The 21722-nt window shown below is 52.8% G+C and carries 22 protein-coding genes; 8 read left to right on the top strand and 14 right to left on the bottom strand.

Annotation, left to right across the window (positions count from 1 at the left end; genetic code table 11):
* Positions 1-42: 42 nt before the first annotated feature.
* From lpdA to aceE, 4 genes are read right to left on the bottom strand one after another with little or no spacing between them, the layout of a single operon-like run.
* A complete protein-coding gene (lpdA, locus tag HMY34_RS17345; protein ID WP_202716685.1) occupies positions 43-1476 on the bottom strand; it encodes a dihydrolipoyl dehydrogenase in 1434 nt (477 codons plus the stop codon).
* Positions 1451-1831, bottom strand: coding sequence for a biotin/lipoyl-containing protein (locus tag HMY34_RS17340; RefSeq protein ID WP_202716684.1), 381 nt, complete (start codon positions 1829-1831; stop codon positions 1451-1453). The genes lpdA and HMY34_RS17340 overlap by 26 nt, the downstream gene beginning before the upstream one ends.
* Positions 1828-3171, bottom strand: coding sequence for a dihydrolipoyllysine-residue acetyltransferase (aceF, locus tag HMY34_RS17335; protein WP_202716683.1), 1344 nt, complete (start codon positions 3169-3171; stop codon positions 1828-1830). Before aceF ends, HMY34_RS17340 begins: the two co-directional genes overlap by 4 nt.
* An 11-nt stretch (positions 3172-3182) precedes the next feature.
* Positions 3183-5840 carry a pyruvate dehydrogenase (acetyl-transferring), homodimeric type gene (aceE, locus tag HMY34_RS17330; protein WP_202716682.1) on the bottom strand — a complete coding sequence of 886 codons (2658 nt, stop codon included), beginning with the start codon at positions 5838-5840 and terminating at the stop codon, positions 3183-3185.
* 59 nt (positions 5841-5899) lie between these two features.
* On the opposite strand from aceE, the gene HMY34_RS17325 reads away from it, so the two are divergent.
* A complete protein-coding gene (locus tag HMY34_RS17325) occupies positions 5900-6058 on the top strand; it encodes a hypothetical protein (protein ID WP_202716681.1) in 159 nt (52 codons plus the stop codon).
* Positions 6048-6689 (top strand): ribonuclease T, encoded by a 642-nt coding sequence (rnt, locus tag HMY34_RS17320; RefSeq protein WP_202716680.1) that lies wholly within the window; start codon positions 6048-6050, stop codon positions 6687-6689. Before HMY34_RS17325 ends, rnt begins: the two co-directional genes overlap by 11 nt.
* 55 nt (positions 6690-6744) lie before the next feature.
* On the opposite strand, the gene HMY34_RS17315 is transcribed toward rnt, so the two are convergent.
* Genes HMY34_RS17315 through potA form a run of 4 tightly spaced genes read right to left on the bottom strand, consistent with a single transcriptional unit; the run spans position 6745 to position 10501 of the window.
* The gene (locus HMY34_RS17315; protein ID WP_202716679.1) at positions 6745-7776 is read right to left on the bottom strand and encodes an extracellular solute-binding protein; all 1032 of its coding nucleotides are present in this window, start codon (positions 7774-7776) and stop codon (positions 6745-6747) included.
* A 1-nt stretch (position 7777) separates the two neighbouring features.
* Positions 7778-8545: a spermidine/putrescine ABC transporter permease PotC gene (gene potC, locus HMY34_RS17310; protein WP_202716678.1), complete on the bottom strand. Its 768-nt coding sequence runs from the start codon at positions 8543-8545 to the stop codon at positions 7778-7780.
* Positions 8529-9395, bottom strand: a complete 867-nt coding sequence (potB, locus tag HMY34_RS17305) for a spermidine/putrescine ABC transporter permease PotB (RefSeq protein WP_228287902.1) — start codon at positions 9393-9395, stop codon at positions 8529-8531. Before potB ends, potC begins: the two co-directional genes overlap by 17 nt.
* Complete coding sequence (potA, locus tag HMY34_RS17300) at positions 9392-10501, bottom strand: spermidine/putrescine ABC transporter ATP-binding protein PotA (RefSeq protein ID WP_202716677.1); 1110 nt, start codon at positions 10499-10501, stop codon at positions 9392-9394. Before potA ends, potB begins: the two co-directional genes overlap by 4 nt.
* Positions 10502-10622: 121 nt before the next feature.
* Between potA and HMY34_RS17295 the strand changes: the two genes are divergently transcribed.
* Positions 10623-12122, top strand: a complete 1500-nt coding sequence (locus HMY34_RS17295; protein WP_202716676.1) for a GTPase — start codon at positions 10623-10625, stop codon at positions 12120-12122.
* Positions 12055-13473 carry a GTP-binding protein gene (locus HMY34_RS17290; RefSeq protein ID WP_228287901.1) on the top strand — a complete coding sequence of 473 codons (1419 nt, stop codon included), beginning with the start codon at positions 12055-12057 and terminating at the stop codon, positions 13471-13473. Before HMY34_RS17295 ends, HMY34_RS17290 begins: the two co-directional genes overlap by 68 nt.
* A gap of 54 nt (positions 13474-13527) precedes the next feature.
* On the opposite strand, the gene HMY34_RS17285 is transcribed toward HMY34_RS17290, so the two are convergent.
* The 6 genes from HMY34_RS17285 to rluD all read right to left on the bottom strand — a co-directional run bounded on the left by HMY34_RS17285 (position 13528) and on the right by rluD (position 18717).
* On the bottom strand, positions 13528-14211 hold the full coding sequence (locus tag HMY34_RS17285) for a polysaccharide biosynthesis/export family protein (RefSeq protein WP_202716675.1): 684 nt from the start codon (positions 14209-14211) through the stop codon (positions 13528-13530).
* Between the two features lie 193 nt (positions 14212-14404).
* Positions 14405-15430, bottom strand: coding sequence for a UDP-glucose 4-epimerase GalE (gene galE, locus HMY34_RS17280; protein WP_202719233.1), 1026 nt, complete (start codon positions 15428-15430; stop codon positions 14405-14407).
* A gap of 73 nt (positions 15431-15503) precedes the next feature.
* Positions 15504-15917 carry a ComEA family DNA-binding protein gene (locus tag HMY34_RS17275; RefSeq protein ID WP_228287900.1) on the bottom strand — a complete coding sequence of 138 codons (414 nt, stop codon included), beginning with the start codon at positions 15915-15917 and terminating at the stop codon, positions 15504-15506.
* Positions 15918-16024: 107 nt separating this feature from the next.
* Complete coding sequence (locus HMY34_RS17270; RefSeq protein ID WP_202716674.1) at positions 16025-16999, bottom strand: ABC transporter ATP-binding protein; 975 nt, start codon at positions 16997-16999, stop codon at positions 16025-16027.
* Positions 17000-17764, bottom strand: coding sequence for a peptidoglycan editing factor PgeF (gene pgeF / locus HMY34_RS17265; RefSeq protein WP_202716673.1), 765 nt, complete (start codon positions 17762-17764; stop codon positions 17000-17002).
* Positions 17761-18717, bottom strand: coding sequence for a 23S rRNA pseudouridine(1911/1915/1917) synthase RluD (gene rluD, locus HMY34_RS17260; RefSeq protein ID WP_202716672.1), 957 nt, complete (start codon positions 18715-18717; stop codon positions 17761-17763). Before rluD ends, pgeF begins: the two co-directional genes overlap by 4 nt.
* A gap of 63 nt (positions 18718-18780) precedes the next feature.
* Here rluD and HMY34_RS17255 point away from each other — a divergent pair, with 63 nt between their 5' ends.
* From HMY34_RS17255 to HMY34_RS17240, 4 genes are all read left to right on the top strand, one after another.
* A complete protein-coding gene (locus tag HMY34_RS17255) occupies positions 18781-19578 on the top strand; it encodes an outer membrane protein assembly factor BamD (protein ID WP_202716671.1) in 798 nt (265 codons plus the stop codon).
* Positions 19579-19681: 103 nt separating this feature from the next.
* Positions 19682-20305 carry an outer membrane beta-barrel protein gene (locus HMY34_RS17250; RefSeq protein WP_202716670.1) on the top strand — a complete coding sequence of 208 codons (624 nt, stop codon included), beginning with the start codon at positions 19682-19684 and terminating at the stop codon, positions 20303-20305.
* Between the two features lie 42 nt (positions 20306-20347).
* Positions 20348-21040 carry an outer membrane beta-barrel protein gene (locus tag HMY34_RS17245; RefSeq protein ID WP_202716669.1) on the top strand — a complete coding sequence of 231 codons (693 nt, stop codon included), beginning with the start codon at positions 20348-20350 and terminating at the stop codon, positions 21038-21040.
* Between the two features lie 15 nt (positions 21041-21055).
* Entirely contained in the window at positions 21056-21670 is a 615-nt protein-coding gene (locus HMY34_RS17240; protein WP_202716668.1) for an outer membrane beta-barrel protein, read from the top strand.
* Positions 21671-21722 lie beyond the last annotated feature (52 nt).

Genomic DNA, 21722 nt, shown 5'->3' with positions numbered 1-21722 from the left:
CTCCCTTCCCCCCTTGCGGGGGTAAGGGCTGGGGATGGGGGGTTACTTCTTCGGCGCGTAAATATCCGTGCAAGTCCCCTCTGCCACTTCCGAAGCAAAATTCAGCGTCTCGGAAAGCGTCGGATGCGGGTGGATAGTCAAGCCAATGTCATGCGCATCCGCCCCCATTTCCAACGCCAGCACCGCCTCGGCAATCAGCTCACCGGCATTCTTGCCCGCAATGCCCGCACCAATCAGTTGCCCCGTTGCCTTATCAAACAGCACCTTGGTAATCCCGTTGCTGGCATCCATCGCCAACGCCCGCCCACTCGCTGCCCAAGGGAACGCGCCTTTTTCATACGCAATCCCTTCCGCTTGGCACTGCTCTTCGGTCTTGCCCATCCACGCCACTTCCGGGTTAGTGTAAGCAACCGACGGAATCGCTTTCGCATCAAAATAGGCTTTATGCCCCGCAATCACCTCCGCCGCGACTTTGCCCTCGTGCGTGGCTTTGTGCGCCAGCATCGGCTGTCCCACAATGTCGCCAATCGCAAAAATGTGCGGCACATTGGTACGCATCTGATTATCCACCGGAATAAAGCCGCGTGTATCCGCAAACACCCCCGCCTTACCCGCGTCAATCAGTCCACCATTCGGCGAACGCCCAATTGCCACCAACACCCGGTCAAATGTATCCGTCGCAGGCGCACCTTTGCCCTCAAACGCACACACCAAACCCTCTGCCGTCGGCGTAATCGCGGTGACTTTGGTATTCAGGTAGATGGCCTCGTACATCCCCTTAATCTGATTGTGCAAGGGCTTCACAATGTCACGATCCGCACCGGGCATCAGACCGGGTGAGAGTTCCACCACGGTAATTTTTGCACCGAGCGCATGGTAAACGGTCGCCATTTCCAACCCGATAATCCCACCACCCACCACCAGCATCCGCTTAGGGATTTCCGGCAATTCCAGCGCATCGGTCGAATCCATCACCCGTGGATCGTCCCACGGAATAAACGGCAATTTCGTCACCCGCGAACCGGCGGCAATGATGCAATTCGCAAACTTCACCGTCTGCTTGCTGCCATCCGCCGCTTCCACTTCGATGGTATGCGCCGAGGTGAAACGCCCGTAGCCGTGGACGATTTGCACTTTGCGCTGTTTCGCCAGCCCTTTCAGACCCGTCGTCAACTTGCCGACCACATCGCTTTTATGCGCTCGCACGGCATCAAGGTCGATGTCCGGTTCTCCAAACTTCACGCCATGCTTGGCAAACTCTTTCGCCTCGTTGATCACTTCTGCCGTGTGCAATAACGCTTTCGAGGGGATGCAACCGACGTTGAGGCATACGCCGCCAATGTTGGGGTAACGTTCGATCAGCACCACTTTTTTGCCAAGGTCAGCGGCGCGGAACGCAGCGGTGTACCCGCCGGGACCAGAGCCTAGAACGACGAGTTCGGTTTCAAGATCAGGCGTTCCGCCTGTTCCCCCCATCCCTAACCCTTCCCCCGCAAGGGGTGAAGGGGACAAGACAGAAGAATTGGACGGAGTGCCTCTTGCTCCTTCCCCCCTGCGGGGGAAGGCTGGGATGGGGGGATTCTTCCGCTTCCGCCACCTCCAACATCAGCAACGCCGACCCTTCCGACACCCGATCCCCCACCTTCACCAGCATCTGCTTAATCGTGCCAGCCAGCGGGCTAGGAATTTCCATCGACGACTTATCAGACTCAATCGTAATCAGCGAATCTTCCACGTCAATCTGGAAACCGGCATCGACCAACACTTCAATGATTTCAACGTCTTTGAAGCTGCCAATGTCAGGGACTTTGACTTCGATAATCTTGCTCATACCAGCAACCTCCGAATATCACCCAGCATTTTGGCGAGGTAAGTGGTGAAACGTGCGCCATCCGCGCCATCAATCACGCGATGGTCATACGACAGCGACAGCGGCAACATCAAGCGCGGCACGAATTCCTTACCGTTCCACACAGGCTGAATGTCGGACTTGGAAACCCCCAAAATCGCCACTTCCGGCGCATTCACAATCGGGGTAAATTTCGTGCCCCCAATCCCGCCAAGGCTGGAAATCGAAAAGCAACCGCCCTGCATATCCGCCGGTTTCAGCTTCTTGTCACGCGCCTTCGCCGACATTTCTTTCAGCTCTTCGGACAATTGCATAATCGACTTTTTGTCCACATCACGGAACACCGGCACAACCAGTCCATCCGGCGTATCCACCGCCACCCCGACGTTGTAATAGCTTTTGCGGATCAAGTTTTCGCCCTTCGCATCCAACGAGGAATTGAAGCGTGGGTAAGCCTTCAAACCCGCCACCACCGCTTTCATAATGAACACCAGCGGGGTAATTTTCATCCCCGACTTAGCATTTTCCTCATTCAACTGCTTGCGGAAAGTTTCCAGATCGGTGATGTCCGCTTGGTCAAACTGCGTGACGTGCGGAATGTGTACCCAGTTGCGGTGCAAGAATTCGCCCGTCAGCTTATTGATGCGCGACAACGGCACGGTTTCGATTGCACCCCATTGGCTGAAATCAATGTCCGGCATGGGTGCTACACCCAGCGTATTGCCAGTCGCCGCACTTCTGCCCGGTACACCGCCCATGCTCATCACGTCTTTGATGTACGCTTTTACGTCATCTTGGGTAATGCGCCCTTTGCGGCCTGAGCCTGTGACCTTGTTCAAGTCTGCGCCGAGTTCGCGGGCAAACTTGCGCACTGAGGGGGTGGCGTAGGCTTTGCTGAAGTCGAGTTTTGAAGAGGAAGAAGCCCCCTTCCCTAACCCTTCCCCCGCAAGGGGTGAAGGGGACAAGACGGCTGGGACAGGTGCAGGTTTAGCAGGTTCGGAGGCTGTCTTCGCCCCTTCCCCCCTTGCGGGGGAAGGCTGGGATGGGGGGGCTTGCGAAGCAACAGCCGCGCCAGCGGCTGCCTCTACCACCTCCATCATCACCACCAAACTCCCTTCCGAAATCCGATCCCCCACCTTCACCTTCAGCTCTTTAATGACGCCCGCGACCGGCGATGGAATTTCCATCGACGATTTGTCGGATTCAATCGTGATCAACGAGTCTTCAACCGCGATGGTGTCGCCAACGCTCACCAATACTTCAATGATTTCAACATCTTTAAAGCTGCCAATGTCTGGCACTAAAACTTCTTGGATTGCCATGATCGCGCTCCTTATGCCAGACGTGGGTTAGGTTTTTCAGGGTTAATGCCGTATTTTTCCATCGCTTTCACCAAATCAGCGGCTGGCAGGGATTTTTCATCCACCAACGCTTTCAGTGCAGCAATCACGATGTAATGACGGTTCACCTCGAAATGTTTACGCAATTGCGCACGGGTATCGCTACGCCCAAAACCGTCTGTCCCCAACACGGTGAACGGCATTGGCAGCCATGCACGAATCTGGTCAGGGTATTGGCGGATGTAGTCGGTGGCAGCAATCGCGGGGCCACGTTGCCCTTTCAAGGCTTGGGTGACATACGGTACTTTCGCGTCATCCAGTGGGTGCAACATATTCCAGCGGTCACAATCACGCGCTTCCCGCGCCAGTTCGTTGAAACTGGTCACACTCCACACATTCGCATCCACGCCCCATTCCTTGTCGAGCATTTCTGCTGCGGCGATCACTTCGCGCAAGATCGTGCCTGACCCCATCAGTTGCACTTTTTTGCGCTTTTTGCCGCCGCCACTGAACAAGTACATGCCTTTCACGATGCCGTCTTCGACACCGGCTGGCATGGCAGGATGCGTGTAGTTTTCGTTCATCGCAGTGATGTAGTAGTACACATCTTCCTGATCCTGATACATGCGTTTCAGGCCGTTCTGGATAATAACCGCAAGTTCGTAGGAGAAGGTTGGATCGTAAGACAAGCAGTTCGGAATCAAACCCGCCTGAATCAGCCCATGCCCATCCTGATGTTGCAAACCTTCACCCGCCAGTGTGGTTCTACCGGCAGTGCCACCAATCAGGAAGCCACGCGCACGCGAATCACCCGCTGCCCACGCCAAATCACCAATGCGTTGGAAACCAAACATCGAGTAGTAAATGTAGAACGGCACCATGTTTACGCCGTGGGTGCTGTACGCCGTAGCTGCTGCAATCCATGACGAAAACGCGCCCGCTTCATTAATGCCTTCTTCCAGAATCTGCCCAGTCTTGTCCTCTTTGTAGAACATGACCTGATCTTTATCCTGTGGCTCGTACAATTGCCCAACCGAGGAGTAAATCCCCATCTGGCGGAACATGCCTTCCATCCCGAAAGTACGCGCCTCGTCCGGCACAATCGGCACGACGTTTTTACCCATGTTTTTGTCACGCGCCAACAAGGTCAGCAAACGCACAAACACCATCGTGGTAGACATTTCGCGGTCGCCCGTGCTTTCCAGCAGCGGTTGGAAAATCGAAATATCCGGTACTTTCAGCGGAGTCGCGTGGGTTTGGCGTTGTGGCAGAAAACCACCCAAGGCTTTGCGGCGTTCCAGCATGTACTGCATTTCTTCGCCGTTCGGGTCGGGGCGGTAATATTTGGCTTCTGCCGCATCCGCATCGCTCAACGGGATATTGAAGCGGTTTTTGTAGGCAATCATTTCGTCGCCACTCAGCTTTTTCTGTGAGTGGGTACGGTTCTGGCCTTCGCCCGCCGAACCCATGCCGTAACCTTTCACGGTGTGCGCAAGGATAACGGTCGGTTGTCCGGTGTGATTCACGGCTGCATGGTAAGCCGCATAAACTTTGTGCGGATCGTGACCGCCACGGTTTAAACGCCAGATGTCCGCGTCGCTCATTTTCGCGACCATTTCTTTCAGCTCAGGGTATTTGCCAAAGAAGTTTTCGCGCACGTATTTGCCGTCTTTGGATTTGTAATTCTGGTATTCGCCATCGACCGCCTCCATCATGCGATCTTTGAGGATGCCGTCTTTATCTTTGGCGAGGAGTGGATCCCAATACGAACCCCACAGCACTTTGATCACGTTCCAGCCTGCGCCACGGAATACCGCTTCGAGTTCCTGCACGATTTTACCGTTGCCGCGTACCGGGCCGTCGAGACGTTGCAGGTTGCAGTTCACGACCCACACGAGGTTATCGAGTTTTTCGCGTCCACCCAAGGAAATTGCGCCGAGGGTTTCCGGTTCGTCAGTTTCACCGTCACCGACGAATGCCCAGACTTTACGGTTAGCGGTTTCTGCCAACTTGCGGTCTTGCAGGTATTTCATGAAACGTGCTTGGTAGATCGACTTGATCGGCCCCAAACCCATTGAAACGGTCGGGAACTGCCAATAATCTGGCATCAACCACGGGTGCGGATACGATGACAAACCGCCACCATCGACTTCCTGACGGAAACCATCAAGATCGGTTTCGGTAAAACGGCCTTCGAGGAAGGAACGTGCATACATCCCCGGTGCGGCGTGACCTTGGATATACAGCAAGTCGCCGCCGTGTTGCGGGGAAGGTGCGTGCCAGAAGTGGTTCATGCCCACGTCATACAAGGTGGCAGCAGAAGCGAAAGTGGCAATATGCCCGCCCAATTCCGGGCTTTCGCGGTTGGCGCGTACTACCATTGCCGCCGCATTCCAGCGAATGTAGGAGCGCAAACGCGCTTCAATCGCGGGCTTGCCGGGGGTATAGCTTTCTTTATGCGGGGGAATCGTATTAATGTAGGCGGTATTCGCGGAGTACGGCAAATTCGCACCATTTTGACGGGCGGTAGCAATCAGCTCTTGCAATAGAAAATGTGCGCGTTCCACACCTTCAGTTTCGATGACAGCTTCAAGTGACTCAATCCATTCATGAGTTTCTTGAAAATCAATATCTTGTAATGATTTATTCATTTTTCATCCTCTTTCTTCCAGCAGTAAATCTGGTAAGCCAAATGGCAGGAGCATTCCAGATGGACAAGAAAGATAACACAGACCGACATGCTTTTGAAGAAAAAGTTCATATAAAAATAAAAGCTAAATTTTCAAATACTTGTAGCAAAGAAATAATTTTTAAAATCTTTTGTAGGCATTTTCTATCAGTTCCGTTAAGCTCTCGTTATGACAGATGATATAGATATAATCCCCATTGCCGGACGTTTCCGTGGCTTTCTCCCTGTAGTGGTAGACGTGGAAACAGGCGGCTTTGATTGCCGCAAGGATGCGTTGCTGGAACTGGCAGCCGTGGTGTTGCGCATCGACGAAAAAGGTGAGCTATCGCGCCACCGCACGTTCAATTGGCACATCGAACCCTTCCCCAATGCCAATATGGATCCCAAATCGCTGGAAGTGAACGGCATCAAGCCCTTCAGCCCACTGCGCATGGCAGTGCCTGAGCCGAAAGCGATGGAAGAATTCTTTAAAGTAATCCGCAAAGAAGTGAAGCTCAACCGCTGCAACCGTGCCATTTTGGTCGGGCATAATGCGCCGTTTGACTTGAACTTTGTTCACGCCGCTTCTGACCGCATTAAAGCCACGCGCAATCCGTTCCACCCGTTTAGCACGCTGGATACGGTTTCATTGGGAGCGGTGATGTACGGGCAAACGGTATTGGCGCGACTGGCGCAAGCCGCAGGCATGGGGTGGGATGCCGAATCTGCACATTCAGCCGTGTATGATGCTGAAAAAACAGCGGATTTATTTTGCCATTTTGTGAATACTTGGCAAACGCTAGATGCGGCGTTTAAAGCGGTCGAGAATTAGGGAAACCCCTCACCCCAACCCCTCTCCCTCAAGGGGCGAAGGGCTAAGAGATTGCTTACTTCCCTGTCTTCAGCTTTTCCCAGTAGCCGTCGTACAGCTTCATGGCGTCGCCGATGTCGTTTTGGAATTCGCCCTTGGCAACGTCTGCTGCTGAGGGGAAAATCACTGGGTTGCTGCTGGTGTCTTCATCCAACAATTCTTTTACCGCGATATTCGGGGTGCTGTAGCCCAGCTCTTCCACCACTTGCTGCCCGACTTCGGGGCGTAACATGTAGTCGATAAATTTGTGGGCGTTATCGGCATTGCTGGCACCTGCCGGAATCACGAAACTATCCACCCAAAAACCCGCGCCTTCTTTCGGAAAAATGTATTCAATGTCGGGATTTTCCTGCTGTGCCATTGTGACTTCGCCGCTCCAGATCATGCCGAGATTCACATCACCTGCCAAAAACGGTTCACGGGGTGCATCTGCATTGAAAACCAACACATTCGGCATTAGCTTTTGCAGGTCTTCGTAAGCGACTTTGATTTCATCCGGGTTGGTGGAGTTAGTGGAAAAGCCGTTCTTTTTCAGCGCCATGTGGAAGACTTCGCGCACATCGTCGGTCAGCAATAACTTGCCCTTCCACTTTTCATCCCACAAATCTGCCCACGAGGTGATGGTCGAGGAGTCGATTTCTTTGCCATTCACGCCAATGCCGGTGCTGCCCCACAGGTAAGGAATGCTGTATTCATTGCCGGGGTCATAAGGCTTATCCAGCAAGTCCGCTGACAAATTTTTCAGGTTAGTCAGCTTGGTTTTATCGAGTTTTTGTAACAAACCTTCGCGGCTCATTTTCGCCACCAAATAACTGGACGGCACCACGATGTCGTAACCCACGCCTTTTTGCAGCTTGAGTTTGGAATACATCACCTCATTGTTTTCATAGGTGGAATACTCAACCTTGATGCCGGTTTCTTTCTCGAATTCTTCCAGCGCAGTTTCGGGGATGTATTCTGCCCAGTTATACACCACGAGTTTTTCTTCAGCGTGCAGCGCGGTCGCCGTCAACAGCAACAAGGTTGCGAACAGGGAGGTTGATTTCATGTCAGTGCTTTCTCCTGAGCAATAAGGTCGATAGGGTGACTAAGACCAGCGAAATCGCCAGTAACAAGGTCGCTAATACGTTCACTTCGGGCGACACGCCAACTTTTACCATTGAAAACACCCGAATCGGCAGGATTTCAAAGCTAGGCCCCGTCACGAATGAACTGATGATTACATCATCAAGCGACAGGGTAAAGCTTAATAACCACCCAGCCACAATTGCCGGGAATACCAATGGCAAAATAATCAGCCGAAAAATACGCCCTTCGCTTGCGCCCAAGTCTTGCGCGGCTTCCAGCAAATATTTATCAAAGCCTTTGAGCTGCGCATACACCGTAATCACCACAAACGGCAGGCAAAACGTAATGTGCGCAATCAGCAACGACCAGAACCCCAGTTGAATCCCCAGAGCAATGAAAATCACCAGAAAAGTAATCGCCAGCACAATATCCGGTGACATCATCACAATAAATAATAAGCCACTGGCAGTTGCTTTCAAGGGAAAACGGTAGCGGTGTAACGCCAATGCCATTAGCGTCCCAATGAACGTGGCAGCGGTTGCCGCCAGACTTGCCACTAGCAAGGAATTTAGAAAAGCTTGGGTAAGCGCCTCATTTTCAAATAACTTGCCATACCATTTCCACGTGAAGCCTTGCCATTCGTAGCCGTATTTGGAGGCGTTGAAGGAATTGATGACCAGAATCGCAATCGGTAGATAGAGATAGAAGAAAATCGCCGCAATAAAACTCCACTTAAAGACCTTCATCATCCAACCCCCCTTGCCGATTAATGCGCCGATTTGCCAACACATACAACCACAACAACCCCGCCATAATCACAATCAACGCCACACTAAACGCCGCCCCAAACGGCCAATCGCGCGCCACCAAAAACTGATTTTTAATGATATTCCCCAGCAATAAGTTTTTCGCGCCTCCCAACAAATCCGCCACGTAGAACATGCCCATCGCCGGTAAAAACACCATCAAACTCCCCGCAATAATCCCCGGCATGGTCAGCGGCACAATAATCAACCGAAACCGCGCCCAAAAACTCGCACCCAAATCTTGCGCCGCCTCCAACAAGGTTTCGTCCAACTTGCCGAAACTCGACACCAACGGCAACACCATAAACGGCAGCAACACGTAAACCAACCCAAACACCACCGCAAACGGCGTGTATAACAATTGCAACGGCTCATCAATCAGCCCCATGCTCATCAAGGTGCTGTTCACAATGCCTTTATTGCCTAAAATCAATTTGATAGCGTAAGTCCGAATCAGGCTATTCGTCCAAAACGGCACAATCATCAAAAACAGCAACACCCCGCGCCACACCGTCGGCAATTTCGCCAACAAATACGCAAACGGATACCCCACCACCAAGCAAATCAGCGTAGTCAGTGCAGACAGCCACAAACTGCGCCAAAACACTTCCGCATAGACCGGCTCAAATAGCCGTTCCCACGAATTCAAGGTCAGCGGCCACACCGCCAAATGTTGCGCATCCGGCGACATCACACTGGTCAATAACACCAATACGTGCGGAACCAGCACAAACAAACCCAGCCACACCAGCGTCAGCACAATGGCAAAACGCCGGAAATTCAACAGACTCATGACTTACCCGCCCTTTCCGCAGGGATCACATGCTCCCAGCCCGGAACCCAGTCGACACCGACTTTTTGATTAATGCTGTAATCGAAATCGGGGTCATCTTCGTCGAAAAACTCATGCGCCATGACGGTTTGCCCATTTTCCAACCGAATATGCGAATTCAAGGTTTGCCCGGTGTAATTGCGCTCCAGCACCACGCCGGGGAAACCTTTGCGTTCCTTCACGTCCGGGCGACAGTCGATGCGCAAATCTTCCGGGCGCAACATCACATGCACCTTATCACCCACCGCAAAACGGTGATCACACCGAATTTCGCGTTCCACGCCGTTAATCATGGCTTGGTACTGGTATTCGCCTAGTGCATGGGTAATTGCGCCGTCAAACACATTGATTTCACCAATGAATTGCGCCACGAACAAATTACGCGGCGCTTCGTAGATTTCGCGAGGTGTGCCGACTTGCTGCGCTTGCCCGTTGTGCATGACTAAAATCCGGTCAGACATCGACAAGGCTTCTTCCTGATCGTGGGTGACGTACACAAAGGTAATTCCCAACTGGCGTTGCAATTGCTTGAGTTCGAGCTGCATTTGTTGACGCAATTTGTAATCGAGTGCGCTAAGTGATTCATCCAATAACAAAATTTTGGGGCGATTCACCACCGCACGCGCAATCGCCACGCGCTGTTTTTGCCCACCGGAAAGCTGATGCGGTTTGCGCGTCGCAAAATCAGACAAGCGCACAATCGCCAGCGCATCGGCCACGCGCACCGCCGTATCCTGCGGATCCACGTTCGCCATTTTCAAACCAAACGCCACATTGTCGAACACACTCAAATGCGGAAACAACGCATAACTCTGAAAAACCGTATTCACCGGGCGCTTTTCCGCTGGCATTCCGGCAATATCGTCATCATTCAGCAGGATTTGCCCCTCATTTGGCTGCTCAAAACCCGCAATCAGACGCAATACCGTGGTTTTACCGCAACCCGATGGGCCTAAAATCGTGAAAAATTCGCCATCGTGGATAGTGAGGTTAAATTCAGAAAGCACTTCCTGAGCGGCAAAGCGTTTGCTGACATTGCTCAGCGTTAGGATCGGAGGTCGGTTCAATGGCTACTCCTAGCGTAAATTGCCTAGCGTGGCGGGGTGTCATCCATTATATTTCCCACACGCACAGATTCAATGGATAATATCCTCGCTAACTGAAGGAATTGGAAGAACCCGACCACCCATGAAAATTACCCGACGCTTACGCTGGCTACTGGCAGGCGGCATCTTATTAATGACGCTGCTGTTTTTGCTGTTCCTGTTTTTTGCCACCAAAAATTTCCTCGACTTATGGGACAGGTTGCTATTACTTCCGCATTGGCTATTTTACAGCTACAGCACCGTTATTGTGGCGGTGATGGGATTCAGCGGCTGGCTCATTGTGAAATTGGTATCCGGTGGGCGTTCCCCCACAACGCTCAAACGCCCTATTCCCAAACCTGTCACCGAAGCCTCGCTGACCCAAGACATTGCGCAAATCAAAGCAGCGGGCATGGATACCGCGCCGCTAGAAATCGAAATCGCCGAATTAAACGAACGCAGAACGGCTGGAAACGCGCACATTGCCTTTTTCGGTGACATTAGCACCGGTAAATCGTCCATTATCAAAGCCCTGCTACCGGAAGCGGGTGTGGAAATCAACCTGCGCGGCGGTTCAACCCGCGAGATTCGCGAATACACTTGGCAAACCTTGGCTGGCGACCACCTGTTACTCACTGATTTACCGGGGCGCAATGAAGCCGAAGGCACACTCGATGCCGCCGCTCGTGATGAAGCGATTCGGGCGCACATTGTGGTGTACGTCACCGATTCCGATCTGAGCCGTACCCAATTTCAAGATTTGCAAGAATTAGCCGCTTTCGGCAAACCGTTATTAATTGCCATCAACAAGCGCGATCAATACACCGCCGAAGAACAGGTACAACTTGCCACACGCATCCGTACACGCTTCGACGCCCACTCCGTGAAAGGCGTCTTACCGCCAGAAGTGCTGTTCATCCAATCCGGTGGCACGGAAGAAATCGTGCGCGTCTACCCCGATGGGCGCGAAGAAACCGTACAACGCCCCCGCAAAACCGACATTTCCGCCCTCGCCACCCACTTGCAGACCGAAATCGACCAACGTCTGGAAAGCCTGACACAACAACGCGATACCAGCGTCTTGAATCTCGTACAGGAAAAACTCGACACCACCCGTGAAGATTACCGGCGCAACCAAGCGGAAAAAATCGTGCGCAGTTCCACCCACAAAGCCATACTGGGCGCATTGGCTTCCGTCAGCCCCGGCACGGATCTGGTGATTCAGGGTGTAATCGGCACGCGCATGGTACAAGAACTCTGTAAACTTTATGATAGCCCCGTGAGCCAACTCGACATTGACCAATTCCTAAATTTCACGCAAGGGAAGTTAGGGAAAAGTATCCCGCTGCTACTCGCTGTCGCCGGAAATGGCTTAAAAGCCTTCCCCGGTGTTGGTACGGTCGCGGGCGGTTTGGTACATGCCGTCGCTTACGGGCTAATTTTTGACGCGCTCGGCAAATCCGTCGCGCACACCCTCGAACAACGTGGCGCACTCAAAGCAGCGCCCGCCGCCGCAACATTTCAGGAGATGCTCAGTGGAAATCTGGAAGAACGTACAAAAACATTTGCCAGATTGGTTATTGAACAGTATCGGGGCAAGTAAGGAAGAAGAAACCAACACCGCCGTCACCGTCATTGCGGACACGCCGCCACCCAGTAGCGGCGATACCCACTTGCAACTGGCCACCGAAAGTTTGCGGCAATTGCTCGAAGACTCGCGCATCCCCGATGATGTGCGCGAAAGCTTGCGCAATGATTACACCCAAGTGCGCGGAATGCTCGACAAGCTGGAACACGGGCATGTCCACATTGCCGTTTTTGGGCGCGTCAGTGTGGGGAAATCTTCCCTGTTGAATGCCTTATTGGGGCAGTCGGTGTTTAGCGTCAGCGTTTTGCATGGCGAAACCCGCAGCGTCAATATGCAGCAATGGCAGGAATACAGTGATGGCGGTATTTTCCTCATCGACACCCCCGGCATTAACGAAATCGACGGCGAATCCCGCGAAAAAATGGCGCACGAAGTCGCCAGCCGTGCCGATTTGGTGTTATTCGTGGTCGATGGCGATTTAACCGATGTGGAATTCCAAGCGCTTAAAACCGTGACCAGTTCGCACCGCCCCACCCTGCTGATCGTGAACAAAGCCGACCGTTACACCGAAAAAGAGCAGCAGCAATTGCGCAGCATTATGCGCACCCGCACCCAAGGCGTGATTGCCCCGGAAAACTTGATTTTCACCACCGCGCAAGCCAGCCGCCAAACCATTATTTACGTGGATGAAGACGGCGAAGAAGTCGAAGGTATCCGCGAACGCCCCGTCAATATCAGCGCCCTCAAAACCCGCTTGTGGGACATTATCGAAGCCGAAGGCAAAACCCTTGCTGCCCTCAACGCCACTCTGTTTGCTGGGCATCTCAGCAAGGAAGTCGGGCAGCGCATTCTCGCTATCAAACGCGAACTCGGCGAAAAAACCATCCGCCTGTATTGCATCGGCAAAGGCGTGGCGGTGGCATTCAACCCGATTCCGGTGGCGGACTTGCTGGCAGCCGCCGCGATTGATGCCAGCATGATCATGCATTTATCGAAACTGTACGGCTTACCCATTTCCCGCAATGAAGCCAGCGACTTAATCCGTACCATATTGGGGCAAATGTTATTACTCGCCGGAACAGTCTGGGCAGTGCATCTGGTTTCTTCCGCGATGAAACTAGGCACGGGGGGCATTTCCACGATCATCACCGGCGCAGCACAAGGCGCAGTGGCTTGGTACAGCACCTTAGTGGTTGGACGTGTCGCCGAAGAATGGCTGGCAAACGGCAAATCATGGGGCGAAGTCGGCCCCAAACTCACGGTGGAACGCATTCTGGAATCGTTGGATCGGGATTCGGTATTAACTGAAGCGCGGGAAGAAATTCTCACGTACTTGCACAAAACGGTTAAAAATCCGCAAAACTGACCCCAAATAAAAAGGCGACCATCAGGCCGCCTTTTTTCACACGATCAGCACAAATTAACGCAACAGGCCGAACGGTGACAGCAAACCACCCACACCGCCGTAATCTTGGATAGCTTCTTTGGTCGAAGAAGAATGCACTTGAATTTTGTCGCCCGCCATCACAATCGGGTCGGCGATTTTACCTTGATTCACGTCTTCCAAACGTACCGTATACGGTTTGCCATTGCGGAAAACGGTCACATTGTCTTTGATTGCTAAACGGTTTAAACCTTCTGCCAACGCAATTGCTTGGGTCACGGAAGTATCGCCCGCTAATGGGTACACACCGGGTTTATTCACCGCACCAGACACCGTGATTTTGCTGGCAGTCGCTTCTTTCACCAGCACATTCACTTGCGGGTTGTGCATGTAGTCTTTTTCCAAACGGGTCGCAATTTGCTTTTCCAACTGGCTGGCGGATAAACCTTCCGCCCGTACCGTACCAATCAGCGCCAGCGTGATATTGCCATTGTCATCAACGCGCACTTCTTTGGACAAATCGGGTACTTTGAATACATCAATTTCCAGCAAATCTTGTGGCGCAATGCGGTCACTGCCCGATGTGCCAGTCGGCAAACTCGCTTCTGCCACACTCGTAGTAGAACCCGGTAACGCGGTGTGTTGCGGCGCATTATTAGAACAAGCACCCAACGTCAGCGCCGCCAAGAGAGGAAACAGTAATTTCCAAGTCATTTTCATGAAGAATCTCCCTAGTCATATTTTTAACAATTAAGTGGGATAAGGGGTTAGCCTTGCTAATGAGCATCAAACCGAATGATAAATTCACTGCGGCGCTTACGCTAATGCATTCTGAATGAACGTAAGCAATCCACAGACAACAGGAATATAGCTCAAATCAGGGTTGGCTATCGGAGTTTATGACACACAAGATTTAATTATAACCACGCGGGTTAGTGCTTTGCCAGTGCCAAGTATCCCGACACATATCCACCAAATTCTTTTCAGCCTTCCAATGAATCAACTGTTCCGCCAAGGCGGGGTCAGCATAACAACTCGCAATATCGCCCGCCCGCCGTGCCACAATGCGGTAAGGCACCTCGCGTTCACTAGCAGCACTGAAGGCATTGACCATATCCAATACCGAATAGCCTTGCCCTGTACCGAGATTCACGATCAATAAATTCGGTACGTCAGCACGTTGAAACGCTTCCAAGGCTTTCACATGCCCTTTCGCCAAATCCACCACGTGGATGTAATCGCGCACTCCCGTACCGTCATGCGTCGGGTAATCGCCGCCAAATACCGATAAATATTCGTATTGACCGACCGCTACTCGCGCAATATAAGGCATCAGGTTATTGGGAATACCTTGCGGGTCTTCACCAATTTGCCCGCTGCTGTGCGCTCCCACCGGATTGAAATAGCGCAGCAAGCCAATTTTCCAATCAGGGTCTGCCTTGTAAAGATCGCCTAGTATTTCCTCAATCATCAACTTGGAACGCCCGTAGGGGTTAGTGGCGGATAAAGGGAAATCTTCCTGAATAGGTGTAGTATGCGGGTCGCCATACACCGTGGCGGAAGAGCTGAACACAATGTTTTTCACACCGTGTTGTTGCATGGCTTGCAACAATGTCACCGTGCCTGCGACATTATTGTCGTAATACGCCAGCGGCTTTTCGACCGATTCCCCCACCGCTTTCAATCCAGCAAAGTGAATCACGCTGTCAATCGGATACTCGTTAAAAATACGCCCAAGCAGCGTTGCATCGCGAATATCCCCCTCAAAAAAAGGAATGCTCTCAACACCAGCCAGTGCTGCGGCACGGCGTAACGCTTCTGGGGAGCTATTACACAAATTATCCAGCACCACCACCTGAAAACCGGCAGCAAGGAGCTCAATACAGGTATGTGAACCAATGTAACCCGCGCCACCCGTCACCAAAATATGTTTCGTCATTTGTTGCATGTTCGCCCTCATTAATCGACAGACGTAAATCACGTTTACGCCTGCCGTAGGGTAACAAAATCGCTTAGGATTTATCAGCTTTTGCAGCCGCTTTATCGGATACTTTATCGACAGCCTCGGCTTTGTCGTCTTTAGCAGCCGCTTTCTCCGCTTTCGCATCGGTTTTTTCGGCTTTGTCCGTATCAGCTTTGGCAGTTTTATCGGTTGCCTCAGCATCCGTCAACGCAACCTGATCCTTGATTTTATCGAACAGTTTGTCGCCAATACCGGAGACTTCTTTCAGGTCTTCCAAAGTCTTGAATTCACCATGTTCAGTGCGGTATGCCACAATCGCTTCAGCCTTTTTTTCACCAATACCATCCAGTGAGTCCAGCGCTGCCACATCAGCAGTATTGATGTTAACGGTTTCCGCCAGCACCACAGAGGATACGAACAGGGAAAGCAGCAAGGATGCAATGGCTAGTGTTTTTTTCATCATCAGTTTCTCGTTATCAATTAATTTTAAATATTGTGTTGATAAGCTCAACCAGTACACTTTGCCACAACGCATTTACTGAGACAGCCAACTTCTGACGAGTGACTATGCTATTGGTCGGAATCCTGAAAATGACATGCCACCCATCTGCCTTGCGTCACCTCCCGCAACGCAGGCACTTGCGCCCGACACTTTGCCTCTGCCTGTGGGCAGCGCGTATGAAACACACACCCCGACGGCGGATTCAGCGGCGAAGGCAACTCCCCCGCCCCCACGCGAATCTGCGCTAACCGCTCTCGCTCCTGCTGCGGGTCGGTCAACGGAATGGCCGCCAGCAATAGGCGCGTATACGGGTGCAACGGTTCGGCATACAAACGTGCTGTATCCGCAATTTCCATAATTCGCCCCAAATACAGCACCAACACGCGCTGACTCAAAGTTCTGACCACCCGCAAATCGTGCGAAATAAACAGCAAGGTCAAGTGATGATCACGCTGCAAATCCGCCAACAACTTCACGACTTGCCCTTGAATCGACACATCCAACGCACTCACCGGCTCATCGCATACAATCACTTGCGGCTCGACACTCAATGCCCGCGCAATCCCAATCCGCTGGCATTGCCCGCCGGAAAATTCGTGCGGGTAACGGTTGTGCATTCCGCTTTCCAAGCCCACCGCTTGCAGTAAATCAGCAGCACGTTGGCGAATCGCCGCCTTACCCAATTCTGGGCGCAACGCAAGGAGCGGTTCTTGCACAATATCGCCGACCGTCATGCGCGGATTCAGCGCATCCAATGGGTCTTGAAAAATGCACTGCACGGCACGGCGATAGGCTTTCATGCTGGCATTATCGTGCGGATTCAGCGTGTTACCTTGCCACTCGACTGTGCCTTGCGTGGGTGTCACCAATTGCAAAATGGCGCGGGCAAGTGTGGATTTGCCACAACCCGATTCGCCGACAATCCCCAAGGTTTCCCCTGCTGGCACGCTAAACGAAACGTCGGTAAGCGCCTGCAACGCCTGCCCGGTTTTGAGCCGGAAACGCACGCTGAGGTTGCGCACTGCCAGTTGTGGCGCGGTCATTCAGTCAGTCATCCAGATCAGGGAAGCCATGCGCCCGGTTTGCCCGTCGCGACGGTAGGAGAAAAAGCGTTCCACATCGGTATATGTGCAAAGGTCGCCGCCATAAATGGCGTGAACGCCAACCGCATTCAAACGTTGTCGTGCCAGCAGGTAGATGTCTGCCAACCACTTGCCTTCATTGCCGGAAGGCTGGAAAGCGTTGGCGGCAGCGGGGTCATGCTGCATGAAAGCCTCGCGGACTTCTGCGCCAACTTCAAACGCCGTCGGCCCAATCGCAGGCCCTAGCCATGCCAACACATCGGCGGGTTGGCATTGCAGGGATCCGACCGTGCGTTCCAATACACCGGCTTCCAGCCCGCGCCATCCGGCATGAGCGGCGGCTACCCGCGTCCCTGCTTTGTCGCAAAACAGCACGGGTAAGCAATCGGCGGTCATAATCACGCACACTTGCCCCTTGCCGAACGCGGTGGAGGCATCGCCGGTTGGGTAGCATTCACCCACATCCATGCCGCATACGTCGACACCGTGGACTTGCTTGAGCCACAAGGGTTCAGAGGGCAATTGCAGGGCATCGCCGACAATCATGCGGTTGCGGGCAACAGCGTAGGGGTTGTCGCCGACGTGATCGCCGAGGTTGAGGCTATCGAATGGTGCTGCGCTTAAGCCGCCGTGACGGGTGGTGCATACAGCGCGGATGTTGGCGGGGGCAGGCCACGCGGGGGTAAGCCACCCTTCGGCTGCGCTCAGGGTACGGTTCGGGTTCATGCGGGAATTACCGATGCGCGAAACAGCGCCAACAGCTCCGCCATATCCTCCGGTACTGGCACTTCCCACGCCATCGCCTCCCCCGTTGCCGGATGCGTCAACCCCAAACGGGTCGCGTGCAACGCCTGACGCGGGAACGTCTGAATCGCCGTGCGCAATTCCTCCTTCACCCCCGCAGGCACACGCGGACGCCCGCCGTAAGTTTGATCGCCCACAATCGGCATGTGCTTCCAGCTCAGATGCACGCGGATTTGGTGAGTACGCCCCGTTTCCAGTGATACGCGCAACAACGTATGGTGTGGGAAACGCTCTTCCACGCGGAAATGCGTAATCGCCTCCTTGCCGCCATCATGAACCGCTTGGCGCTTGCGGTCGATGTGATGCCGCCCGATATTGCCCTCAATCGTTGTCCCCGCAACCACTTGCGCGGAAACCAGCGCGAGGTATTCGCGGCTGACATCACGATCTTGCAACTGTTCGACCAGTTTGCCGTGCGCTTCCAAGGTCTTGGCGACTACCATCAAACCCGTGGTGTCTTTGTCGAGGCGATGCACGATTCCCGCACGCGGCAACATTTCCAGCGAACGGTCATGGTGCAATAAGCCATTGACCAGCGTGCCTGACCAATTGCCCGCGCCGGGGTGAACCACTAACCCAGCAGGTTTATTGATAATAATAATGTCATCATCTTCATAGATGATAGTGAGCGGAATGTCTTCCGGCTCGAATTCGGTTTGTGGCTCGTGAACAGCCTCTATGGAAATTTCCTCGCCGCCTATTAAGCGCTCCTTGGGTTTGAGGATTTTATCATCGACGCGCACGCAACCGGCTTTGATCCATTTCTGAATCTGGCTGCGCGAATATTGGGGGCATAAAGTAGCAAGAGCCTGATCCAGGCGCTGACCTTCCATATTGAGTGGAACTATGCTGACGATCTGTTGATTTAGGGGCATTCTTAATCCGGTTGAATACGCTATACTTGCAAACTCATTCTATCATCATGTGTTGTTAAGCAAATGTCGATAAATACAAAAAGACTACGCGCCAGCGTTTATCTGGCAAGTGTATTGGTTATGTCGGCGGCGACCAGCGGCTGCTCGATCTTTTCCCAGACTGAAAAAGACCTGACAGAAGGTTGGTCAGCCAATAAAATTTATACCACGGCACGCGAAGCCGCCAACGCAGGCGACTACGAACGTGCCATTGGCTTGTACGAGTCGCTCGAAGCACGTTACCCCTTGGGGCGTTTCGCGCAACAAGCGCAATTGGAAACCGCTTATGCGTACTACAAGTTCGATGAGCCGGATTCCGCTTTGGATGCGATTGACCGCTTCCTGCGCATGAACCCTAGCAGCGAAGATGCGGATTATGCCCTGTATTTGCGCGGCCTGGTAAACTTTAACCGTGGGCATAGCATCGTGGATAAATTATTTCCACGTAGCATTGCCGATTTGGACACAGTACGCCAAAAAGAATCGTTCCAAGACTTTTCACACCTGCTAACGCGCCACCCCAGTAGCAAATACGCACCGGATGCGCAAGAACGCATCAAGCATTTGCGCAACAGTTTGGCACAATCCGAGTTAAATGTGGCGCAATACTACATGACACGCGGCGCGTGGCTCGCGGCATTCAATCGTGCGGAATACGCGGTGAAACATTATCAAGGCTCACCCGCGATTGCGGATGCGTTGGAAATCAAGGTCAAAGCCGCTCACAACCTCGGCAAACCGGATTTAGCCGCTGATAACCTGCGGGTGCTAGAACTCAACTTCCCGGAACGGGCGGCTGCTCTCAAAACTCAACTGCGCTAAGCCCCAAACGCCGATTATCGGTTAATGCTGGCAGCTTGCCTGCCAGTCATTTACAGTCGTGATAAAAGCTACCCAGCAAAATAATAATATCGGGGCTACACACATGACGATTTCCAACACTGCCGCGCTTGCCGTGTGCCTATTCAGTGTACTGAGCAATACTGCGATGGCAGACAACAGTTCACCTTTTTCCAAAATCAAACCGATGTCACCCATTGGCATGAATTCCAACGCCAAAGCACCCAACTATTTGGGGGCAAGCATCGGCACGACCACCACCGATGGGTTTTGCGATCCACTTGGCGACTGTGACAACGGCGATAAAAGCTGGAAAGCTTTCGCCGGGGTGCGCATGAATGACAATATTGTGCTGGAAGCAGGCTATGTCGATTTTGGCAAACAAAGCGGCACAGCTACCACGGGTGAAGTTAGCCAACAGGCAACCGCTTTCACCACCGCCGCCGTCGCTGGCATCCCCATGACCGACCAAATCGAACTGTTCGGCAAAGCGGGCATTGCACGCTGGACATTGGAACAAACCGATAGCAGCGGCACGGTAGAAAATACCGGCACGGATGTATTGGTCGGCGTGGGTGCAGACTACAACCTCGGTGACAATATGGGCGTGCGTGCCGAATGGGAACGCTTTAAAGACGTGGGCGACACCGCTGCTCATGCCAATGACATTGACTTGCTGAGTCTTGGCTTTATTTTCTCATCGTTATAATAAATTCCCTCTTCGGGAGGGGGCATACAGAAAGGGGCTTGTATGAAAATTTTGCTTTCCTGCTCAGTAGCAGGCTTGGCGCTATTGGCAAATAGTGTGTACGCAGGTGGTCTGGAAGGCTACGGCGCACCATCCAATGTTTCACTATACGGCGGTTTGAGTGCGGGTCTAAGCAGTCATGATGGCGCTTGCGCAACCGACACCACTGACTGCGAAGACGGTGATACCGGGCATAAAGCCTTTGTCGGTTTACGTGCTGATCCTAATCAAAATCCGAGCGAATTATGGGCAACGCCAGCCGGTGTCATGCCTGCATCATCCCTGCCGACCATGGGTGTGGAACTTGGTTACATGGAATTGGGCGAAAATACCGCAAAAGGCACGGCGGGACGTGAAGGTATTTACGACAGCGAACTCCAAAGCGAACTCTCCGCCAGTTATGTTGCGGGCGTAGGCTACGTTCCGGTTGCGCCACGCACGGAATTACTGGGCAAAGTCGGCGCAGCCTTTTGGAAACAAAATGGCAGCAAAACCGTCGCCGAAGACTCTGAACTGGATACCACCAGCACCAACAGCGGCGTTAGCATGTTATTGGGGGCTGGCGCACAAGTTAAGCTTAACCCTAACTTGTCATTGCGTGGCGAATATGAACGGGTGCTTGGCACCGCCGCTGATACCGATTACGAAGCTGATGCGAGCTTATTGAGCGTCGGTGCGGTTTTTTCCACCTTTTAAACACGGGGCAACAGGATGAAACGTCAATTGGCATGGTGTTTGTGCATCGGTTTAATGGGTAATGTGCAAGCAGGTGATTCCATAATGGGCAGCGATTTCAGCAATGGTCCTAAATTGTATGTCGGCGGCAGTGCGGGCAGCGCTAAACAGGGTGATACCTGCAATGACCCGTTTTTCAGCGGCGAATGCGATAATCAAGCGTTTGCGTGGAAAGCCTTTGGTGGCGCACGCTTCAACCCCATGTTGGGCGCTGAAATCGGTTATTACGACCTCGGCGATAGCAATATGAATGGCACAACGGGTGGCAGTACCGCCAAATTAAGCAACAGCACCACCGGCAGTGTCGTGACTGGGGTCGGTTACGTGCCACTTTCCCCGCAGCTAGAAGCGTTTGGCAAAGCGGGAGCGATGGCGTGGGAAAGCAAGACCAGCAAAACCTCCGGCAGCCAAACCGAAGCAACGGAAAACAGCGGCACCAGCATTCTGGTAGGCGGCGGTGCACAATTCCAACTCAACAGCAATCTACACCTGCGCGGTGAATGGGAGCACATGCTCAATATTGGCGCTGACTCCGCTTACGAAACCGATGCGGATCTGTATTCACTGGGCGTAAGTTATTCCACACTCTGAAAACCTATCTCCCTCGGAAGGGCTGTATTAGCACAGCCTTTCCGGTAAAGTG

Origin of the sequence: Thiothrix subterranea, from assembly GCF_016772315.1 — a bacterium.
In the GTDB taxonomy this organism is placed as follows: Bacteria; Pseudomonadota; Gammaproteobacteria; order Thiotrichales; family Thiotrichaceae; genus Thiothrix; species Thiothrix subterranea.
The sequence above is the reverse complement of the archived record's forward strand: the minus strand, read 5'-3'. Positions and strand labels throughout refer to the sequence as shown.